We start from the raw sequence: 9,278 nt of genomic DNA on the forward strand, positions 1-9,278 counted from the left end.
CAAGTCCTTAGAAAGGATACTCATAAATTTCAGATTCGTGTAGGTAAGGGTTCCCTGTAGGAATTAGTTTTAGTTTAGTTAATGCTGAAAGCACCGTAAACATAAATAATCCAGCCACAAATAAGATAGAACCTAGAACTAATAATAATACTTCAGGAGTATTCCAGTAAGGTCCTACTGTTCCCGGCATTACCATATTGAAGTAATCTAAGATGTGTCCTAAAATTACAACAATTGCCATCACCGTTACTACTTTGTAGTTTCTCTTGATGCTGCTGCTCACTAAAACCAATAATGGTAATAAGAAGTTTACAATAAGCATTGGTAAGAAAGTGGAAGAGTAGTGCTCGAATCTTCCGAAGAAGTAGTTTACCTCTTCCGGAACGTTTGCATACCAGTAAAGCATAAACTGAGCAAACCATGTGTACGTCCAAAGCATACTTGTAGCGAAAAGGAAAACTCCTAAATCGTGTAAGTGGTTGTCATTGAACTGTGGCAAGAAACCATTTTTCTTAAGGAAAACACTTAATAAAATGATAACTGCAATACCACTTGAAAGGCAGCTAACCATTGAATACCAGATATACATGGTAGAATACCAGTGTGGGTCAATAGACATCAACCAATCCCAAGCCCAAGCTGCAGATGCAAATCCGAAGAATGCAATATATCCTACCGCCCATCTGTAAAGGAACTGATAATCTACTCTTGATTTTGTTTCGTCAACTTTTTTAGACATTGCCTTAAGTTTCCAAGCGAAGAACGAAGCACCTACAACGTAGATAATTGTTCTGATTGCATAGAAAGGAATGTTTAAGAATCTTTTCTTTTCGAATAAGATTACATCGAAGTGACCAGATTCAGGGTCTGTCAACTCAGGATCCATCCAGTGGAAAAGGTGACCATTGTGCGTGATATTAAGAATCATAATGATGATCAAAATAGCACCACCCCAAGGAATATATGAAGCAATAGCTTCCATTACTCTTGTAATAATAATTGGCCATCCTGCATGAGCTGCGTGCTGAATACAGTAGAAGAACAATACACAACAGCTAACTCCGAAGAAGAATACTGCTACAAAGTGAATTGATGCTAATGGCTGATTGTGAACCTGCAAAGTAGCATGTTCCAAATGCGCCTGATGATCTTGTGGACCTATCATTTCGCTTGAGTGAGTAGGAGCATTATGACCAGAAGCATGTAAAGCTTCCATCATATGTTCGATTTTTTCTGTAGAAATTCCTTTATTCATAAAGAATCCGACAGCAAACAGAACTAAACCTACAACAAGAAGGATTATAGAAGTTGATTTTAATTTTGGTGAAAAACTATACATTTCTTTTCTTATTTTTTAGTTTCGGTAGTCTCTGTTGTTGCTGCAGCAGCTGCAGGAGCCGGAGCTGCACTTTTCTTAAACGTATTGATTACATACATGGCAACTCTCCATCTGTCTCCAGCGTTTAGTTGACCAGCGTATGATCCCATTGCGTTTCTACCGTTTGTTAATACATAATGTACAGATCCTACAGTGATTTCTCTGTCTGCATAATTTGGTACACCAGAATAAGCTCCGCTCTGTACAATTGGTCCTTGACCGTCACCGCCAGTTCCGTGGCAAGCTGAACAAGTACGATCAAAAAGCATTTTACCTCTCTCGATATCTTTTGCAGCATTTGCAGGATTCAACGGAGATGCCGTGATTGCTTTTGAAGCATCATAACCAGCGTTGTACTCGTCAGGTGTTTTTGGAAGTTTGCTTTCCTCAAATACACCATCTTTATTTTGAGCTACTGAACCTTCTACAGGAGAAAGACCAGTTGCACCGTTATTTTTTACGAATGCAGGAATTTCATTTTCATGATCTGAATAGGCATCCTGAGCTTTCATCAAAGGATCGTATGCCACTGGGAAATACATATCCGGAAAGTAAACTAAAGGTGCATTTTCATTCGGTCCGCAAGAATTAAGTAAAACTGTAGTTAAACCTAAAACCGCTGTAATTTTTAAAATATTTTTCTTCATTTTAAGCATCTTTAACGGTTATTTCTTCTACTCCTGTTTCTATTAGTAACTGTTTTACAGATTCTACATCTTCAGTTACGAATTCCATAAGGAATTTATCATCAGTAGTTCTCGGATCCGGATTCTGAGCCGGTGCACCTGGATACATTTTGTTTCTAACCAAGAAAGTTAAAGACATCATGTGTGCTGCACAGAATACCATTAATTCAAACATTGGAACTACGAATGCAGGCATATTGTGTGCCCAGTCAAAAGCCGGTTTACCACCGATATTCTGAGGCCAGTCGTGGTTCATTACGTACCAGGTAACTGTAGCACCGATACTCACACCATATAAAGCATAAATAAAAGCAGCGTCAGAAATTCTTGTTTTCTTTAAACCTAAAGCTTTGTCAAGTCCGTGAACCGGAAACGGAGTATAAACTTCGTTAATAGCGATTCCTTTATCGTTGAATGCTTTAACGCCGTTCATTAAATCGTCGTCGTCAGCATAAAGTCCGTATACAATTTTAGTGGTGCTCATCTCCTTCTTTTGCTTTATAAGTTTCACCTGAGATTTTCAAAATCGATTTTAATTCGGCCTGTGCAATTACAGGGAATGTTCTTGCGTACAATAAGAATAATACAGAGAAGAATCCGATTGTTCCTAAATATACACCTACGTCGATAATGGTTGGTTTAAACATTGTCCAAGATCCTGGTAAGTAATCTCTTGAAAGGTTGATTACGATGATATCGAAACGTTCAAACCACATACCAATGTTGATGATTAATGCAACGATGAACGTCCAGATAATATTCGTTCTAAGTCTCTTGAACCAGAAAGAAGCAGGAACCACAAGGTTACAGATAATCAATGACCAGAATGCCCACCAGTAAGGTCCAACAGCAGCACCCGGAGAAAGATAAGTAAAGTCTTCGTATCTTGAACCAGAGTACCATCCGATGAAATATTCAGTTGCATATGCCACAGTTACCATACCACCAGTTAGAATGATTACGATGTTCATAATTTCGATATGATACATGGTGATGTAATCTTCAAGGTGACAAACTTTTCTTGCAACTAACAATAACGTCTGTACCATTGCAAATCCTGAGAAGATCGCACCGGCAACGAAGTAAGGAGGGTAGATTGTAGAGTGCCATCCTTTAATAACCGAAGTTGCGAAGTCAAAAGATACGGTAGTGTGTACTGAGAATACAAGTGGAGTTGCCAAACCTGCAAGAACCAAAGAAAGTTCTTCGAATCTTTGCCAGTGTTTTGCTTTACCACCCCAACCGAATGCAAGGAATGTATAAATTTTCTTGGTCCAAGGAGTTTTTGCTCTATCTCTGATCATTGCAAAGTCAGGGATAAGACCCATAAACCAGAATACAGTTGATACCGAGAAATACGTAGAGATCGCAAATACGTCCCAAAGTAGAGGAGAGTTGAAGTTCCCCCAAAGAGAACCAAACTGGTTTGGTAATGGGAATACCCAATATCCTACCCAAACTCTACCCATGTGAATTACCGGGAAGATTGCAGCCTGTACAACCGCAAAGATCGTCATCGCCTCTGCAGATCTGTTTACAGACATTCTCCATCTCTGTCTAAATAATAATAATACTGCTGAGATTAGTGTTCCGGCGTGACCGATACCAACCCACCATACGAAGTTGGTAATATCCCAACCCCAGTTAATAGTTCTGTTAAGCCCCCATGCTCCAATACCTGTCCCGATCGTATAAGCGATACATCCGAATCCATAGATGAATAGAACTAAGGCTGCGTATAGTGAAATCCACCATAATTTACCTGCTCTTTCTTCGATAGGTCGTGCAATATCTTCTGTGATATCGTGATAAGTTTTGTGACCAATAATTAGAGGTTCCCTTATCGGAGCTTCGTAATGTCCTGACATTTTTTACCTATTTATTATTTAAACTTTATTTTTCTACTCTGTTTCTTACTTTAGTGTGATAGAACACATTTGGTTTTGTTCCGATCTCTTCAAGTAAATGATATCTTCTATTGTTAGAATACAATTTTCTAACGGTAGATTCTTTGTCATTCATGTCTCCGAACTGAAGCGAACCTGTAGAACAAGCTTTCGCACATGCTACTTGGAACTCTCCGTCCTTCACTATTCTGTTCTCCTTTTTAGCCTCAAGAATTGTTGCCTGAGTCATTTGGATACACATAGAACATTTCTCCATAACCCCTCTAGTTCTTACAACAACATCCGGGTTAAGAACCATTCTTCCAAGATCGTTATTCATGTTGAAATCGAAACGATCGTTCAAGTTATAAGTGAACCAGTTGAAACGTCTTACTTTGTACGGACAGTTGTTTGCACAATATCTTGTACCGATACATCTGTTGTAAGCCATGTGGTTTTGACCTTGCTTACCGTGTGAAGTTGCCGCAACCGGACAAACCGTTTCACATGGAGCATGGTTACAGTGCTGACACATTACCGGCTGGAAGATTACATCCGGGTTATCCGCAGGGTTTTCTAAAGCTCCCTCGATCCCTAAAACACCACTTCCGTATAATTCAGGAACTGCCATTCCTTCTTTTAATCCGTCGTAAGTTGTCACTTTCTGAGTAGAAGAATAGTAGCGGTCGATTCTCAACCAATACATATCTCTAGACATTCTGATCTCTTCTTTACCTACAACAGGAACGTTGTTTTCTGCCTGACAAGCAATGATACATGCTCCACAACCAGTACAAGAGTTCAAGTCAACAGATAAGTTGAAGTGAGGTCCATCTGTATCATCAAATGCATCCCAAAGGTCAATTTTACCAGCTGGAAGAGCACCACTAATTGTGTGATATTCCAATGGTTTGTTCCAACCTTTGTGCTCATCATCAAATGGTACGTTGATAAATTCAGCCAAAGGAACTTCTTTAGCAATATCATAACGACCCATTAATGTATTCTGAAGCTGAATACCTGCAAACTCATGATCTTCCCCTGTCTTTTCAATTGAAACATTTGAAACGACTAAGTTTGAACCATCAAATAAAGGATAAGCATTTACCCCAGTATCTGCAGTTGCTCCTGAATCTTTTTTACCATATCCTAAAGCAAGACCGACAGATCCGTCAGCTTGTCCCGGCTGAATGAATACAGGTACATTTTCTATTTTTACTCCGTTTACGGTAAGATTTACAATAGAGCCATCCAACTGCATTCTTGCGTTAAGATCATTTTCTATTCCTAATCTTTCAGCATCTTTAGGAGAAATTGTAAGGTAATTGTCCCAAGACATTCTTGTCAAAGGATCTGGTAATTCCTGCAACCAAGGGTTGTTTGCCTGAGTTCCGTCTCCGATTGAAGTCTTAGTATAAAGAACTAATTCTAAATCTGAAGCTTTGAAGTTTGCTAATTCTGCAATAGCCAGCTGAGCATTTCCGCCAGCATAAGATAATGTTGTTGCATTAGTAGAAGCTACCACACCATTATATAAAGCTTTGTTGAAAGTTGTTCCACCTAAAACAGAAGCCGAATTAGCTTTTAAATAATCATAATAATTGTTTGCAGCGTTGTTTTTTCCATTTTTCCAAACCAATAGAGATTCTTCAATCTGTCTTGATTTGTAGATTTTCTGGATCGTTGGCTGCATTAATGTATAAACACCTGTCTGAGGTTCCATATCACCCCAAGATTCTAGCCAGTTTGCTACAGGAATTACAGCTTTCGCTGCTTTATACATTTCGTTCTTTTTATCTGTAACCGCAATTACATAAGGAACTTTAGCAATCGCTTTTTTGAAATCCTGACCTTTGTGGTGAGAATAAATAGGGTCTACGTTGTTTGTAATCAATACTCCAACTTGTCCACCATTTACCCATCCTAAAAATTCCTGAAATCTTGCTTTATCAAATTCTTTAAGGAAGTTTGCTTTACCAGTGAAAGCTACTGAACCTAATTTTTGGTTAATTAAATGTGCTAAAACCTGTGCTCCTTTAGAACCATCAGCAAAAACAACAGCTTTGCTGCCTTTAGCCTGTAATTCTTTAGCGATTTCGTTAGCAATTTTATCTGAAGAACCACCTCCAACGATTGCATTGTAAACTTCAACCAAAGTTTTGTTTACTGCACTTGGCTTTAATCTGATTCTTGAGTCAGCGTTTGCACCTGTTAAAGACATATTAGATTCAACCTGAATGTGTCTCAACATCGTTGCTCCCGGAACTCTTGCTGCTGTATAAGAAGTTTCTAAGCTTGCAGCATTGTAATCTCCTAAGAAATCAGCGTGGAAAGCTACCACCAATTCAGAACCTTTAAGGTCATAAACAGGTAAAGCTCTTGTTCCGAATACTTCCTGAGCTGCATCTAATGCTGCAGAATAAGGGAAAGCATCATAAGTTACCAATTCAGCGGTAGGATATTTTGCTTTAAATTCAGCAAAAAGTTTTTTGAATGTAGGAGAAGCGAAAGACTGAGATAAAAGAACAATCTTTTTACCTGAAGCCTGAGCTTCGTTTAATCCTTTCAAAACGAAATCATCTACTTTATCGAAAGTTTCGTCTTTCCCGTCAAGTTTTGGCTGCTTTACTTTATCGTTATCGTAAAGAGAAAGTACTGCCGCCTGAGCTCTTGCATTAGTTTTACCTAAATCTCCAGCTGCCGGGTTCGGATCGATTTTGATGGGTCTACCTTCTCTTGTTTTTACTAAAACACTTGCAAAGTCGAAACCGTCAAAATATGTTGAAGCGTAGTAGTTTGGAACTCCAGGAATAATATCGTGAGGTTTTACTACATAAGGAATCGTTTTGATTACCGGTGCTTCACACGCAGCCAAAGTTACTGCTGCTGTAGAGAAACCTAATAGTTTTAGGAAATCTCTTCTGGATGTACCGTCAGTTTTTTCGGCACCTTCTAGGAAATCTTCTACCGGAATTTCTTCTTGAAACTCTTTAAGAGCCAGCTTACCGTTTAAGGCAGGGTCTTTAAGTTCGTGAATACTTCTAAATTGTATTTTGTTTGAAGCCATTTATACTTCTAATTTTTTAGTTATTAATAATGACATTTACCACACTCAAGACCTCCAATTGCATCTACAGTGATCTTACCACCATCTTTCGGGTATTGCTTTTTAAGCTTTTCGTGTAGATTTTTGAAGTATTCTTTATTATAACCGTTGTTCATATCAACTTCAGTTGTTCTGTGACATTCGATACACCATCCCATAGTGAAGTCGTTTGCCATTTGTACAACATTCATTGTATCGATTTTTCCGTGACAAGCTTTACAAACTACGTCGATTTTATTGTCAGGATTTTTCTTGTTGAATGAGTTGATAATTGCTTGTTCACCTGCAACTACGTGTTGAGAGTGGTTGAAGTAAACGAAGTCAGGCATGTTGTGGATTCTTGTCCATTCTACAGGAGTTGTTTTACCTGTATATTGTTGTTTCGCAGGATCCCATCCTGTAGCAGCATATATTTTCTGGATTTCTCCGTCATAGAATGCTTTGTCTTTTCCTGGTTCCATGTAGTGATCTGCATTGTATTCAGAAATTGTTCTGTGACAGTTCATACAAACGTTCATCGAAGGAATTTCAGATACTTTACCGTATTTAGCACTTGAGTGACAAAGCTGACAGTCGATTTTCTGTTCTCCAGCGTGAATTTTGTGAGAGAAGTAGATAGGCTGTTCCGGCTTATAACCTTTATAAACACCGATCCACATGATCCAGTTCCAGATACCGTAAGTTGCTAAAATAGCAAGAATTGCAAGCAATCCTTTTCCGATATAATGGTATTTTGCATAGATTTCGCTGAAAGATTTAACCCTTGTTTCATTAAGTCCTGCCAAATCTTCTGACTGACCCAATTTTACCAATTGTCTTAGTTTGATTAAGATCCAAACCAATAAACCAGCAATAGCAATAAGTGAAATGATTACAATACTAGAAGTTGTATTGTTGTTTTGCGGTGCTGCAACCGTGTTTTCTGTAGTTGCTTTAGCATCAGCTTTAGGCTCTTCAACAGGAGGGTTTGTTGTATAAGCTAAAATATCGTCGATATCCTTATCTGCAAGATTAGGAAAGACCTGCATTTCAGTCTTATTAAACTTTTCAAATACTTCATTTGCATACTTATCGCCCGAAGCTCTAAGTGCTTTGTTGTCTTTAATCCACTTGTGAAGCCAGTCTGTGTCAAGTCCCTGCTCAGTTTTCAGTCTGTCTACCACACCTTTCAGTGCCGGTCCTACTACCTGTTTGTCTAAAGCGTGACATGCCGTACAGTTTGCCTTAAAAAGTTTCTCACCATTTTTAGGATCGCCGTCTTGCCCGTAAATTGAAGCACTTGTTGATAGCAATAAACCTATCGCAATCAGCCCTTTTTTATAATGCTTTCTCCAACTAATCATTTAAATTATCTTATGTTAGTAAATATTGAATGTGTAATCAATTCCGCAAAAATAATATTTTTAAGAAGAATTTAACGGCTTTAACAAAAGGTAAAATGTCATATGTGTTTAATTTGTAACTATTCTAAATAACTGCGTTTGCTGGTTTTTTTTATTTATTATAAATTTGCTGAAACAAGTTTAAATGAGAAATTTCATCAAAATATTTTCGGCTTTATCTTTTTTCGGTTTTTATACGATTGAAGCACAGCAGGTTGTGAAAAAAGATACACTTTCGGGTACAGAACTTACGATTACTATGGATTCTCGTGTAAATGAGGCTTTGGAAGCAATAGAAGATCGTTGTGCGAAGACAGCATCAACTAAATTCTCGTCAGGAAATGATGACGATGAACCTGCTAAACCGACAAAAATCTATGTTCCGAGCAGAGAACTGACCAATGCGGAAATCTGTAGAAAAAATCCGAAAATTTTAGGATATAAAATTCAGATTACCACGGTAAAAAGTAATGATGAAGCAAATGAAGTGAAAGCTTATTTCAGAAAAAGATTTCCAAATCTGAAGGTTGAAGTAGATGCTTCGTTAAGACCAAATTATAAAATTCTTGCAGGTAGTTATTTCTCGAAACAAAGTGCAGCAGGTGATTTGGCGCGTGTGAAAGAATATTTCAAATCTGCTTTGCCAATCCAGTACAGAGTTTTCTGCGCAGAGGCAAAATAGTTAGTTTAAATAAAAAATTTAAGAGGCTGTTTCAAAAGAGAGACAGCCTTTTTAATGCAAAAAAGGAAAGCCTGAGCTTTCCTAATAGTTGCAAATTTTGTAATTTGCTTTGTGTTAACTAATTCAAAAGTAGTATTTAAAGATTACAATCCCAAAGA

Annotated in this window: 7 protein-coding genes; 1 reads left to right on the forward strand and 6 read right to left on the reverse strand. The window is 38.0% G+C overall.

The genetic code is table 11. From position 1 onward, the window contains the following. Positions 1–7: 7 nt before the first annotated feature. From BA768_RS10530 to BA768_RS10555, 6 genes are read right to left on the reverse strand one after another with little or no spacing between them, the layout of a single operon-like run. Positions 8–1,339 carry a hypothetical protein gene (locus BA768_RS10530; protein WP_047481967.1) on the reverse strand — a complete coding sequence of 444 codons (1,332 nt, stop codon included), beginning with the start codon at positions 1,337–1,339 and terminating at the stop codon, positions 8–10. An 8-nt stretch (positions 1,340–1,347) separates the two neighbouring features. Then, positions 1,348–2,034 carry a c-type cytochrome gene (locus BA768_RS10535; RefSeq protein WP_047481970.1) on the reverse strand — a complete coding sequence of 229 codons (687 nt, stop codon included), beginning with the start codon at positions 2,032–2,034 and terminating at the stop codon, positions 1,348–1,350. Next, positions 2,027–2,548 (reverse strand): DUF3341 domain-containing protein, encoded by a 522-nt coding sequence (locus BA768_RS10540; protein WP_034677736.1) that lies wholly within the window; start codon positions 2,546–2,548, stop codon positions 2,027–2,029. Before BA768_RS10540 ends, BA768_RS10535 begins: the two co-directional genes overlap by 8 nt. Next, positions 2,535–3,932 (reverse strand): NrfD/PsrC family molybdoenzyme membrane anchor subunit, encoded by a 1,398-nt coding sequence (gene nrfD, locus BA768_RS10545; RefSeq protein ID WP_034677738.1) that lies wholly within the window; start codon positions 3,930–3,932, stop codon positions 2,535–2,537. Before nrfD ends, BA768_RS10540 begins: the two co-directional genes overlap by 14 nt. A 25-nt stretch (positions 3,933–3,957) precedes the next feature. Continuing rightward, positions 3,958–7,017 carry a TAT-variant-translocated molybdopterin oxidoreductase gene (locus BA768_RS10550; protein WP_065720705.1) on the reverse strand — a complete coding sequence of 1,020 codons (3,060 nt, stop codon included), beginning with the start codon at positions 7,015–7,017 and terminating at the stop codon, positions 3,958–3,960. Positions 7,018–7,040: 23 nt separating this feature from the next. After that, positions 7,041–8,399 (reverse strand): c-type cytochrome, encoded by a 1,359-nt coding sequence (locus BA768_RS10555; RefSeq protein ID WP_034677741.1) that lies wholly within the window; start codon positions 8,397–8,399, stop codon positions 7,041–7,043. A 184-nt stretch (positions 8,400–8,583) separates the two neighbouring features. On the opposite strand from BA768_RS10555, the gene BA768_RS10560 reads away from it, so the two are divergent. Then, the gene (locus BA768_RS10560) at positions 8,584–9,120 is read left to right on the forward strand and encodes an SPOR domain-containing protein (protein ID WP_065720706.1); all 537 of its coding nucleotides are present in this window, start codon (positions 8,584–8,586) and stop codon (positions 9,118–9,120) included. The last annotated feature ends 158 nt before the right edge of the window (positions 9,121–9,278 follow it).

This window comes from Chryseobacterium sp. CBo1 (assembly GCF_001693475.1).
In the GTDB taxonomy this organism is placed as follows: domain Bacteria; phylum Bacteroidota; class Bacteroidia; order Flavobacteriales; family Weeksellaceae; genus Chryseobacterium; species Chryseobacterium formosense.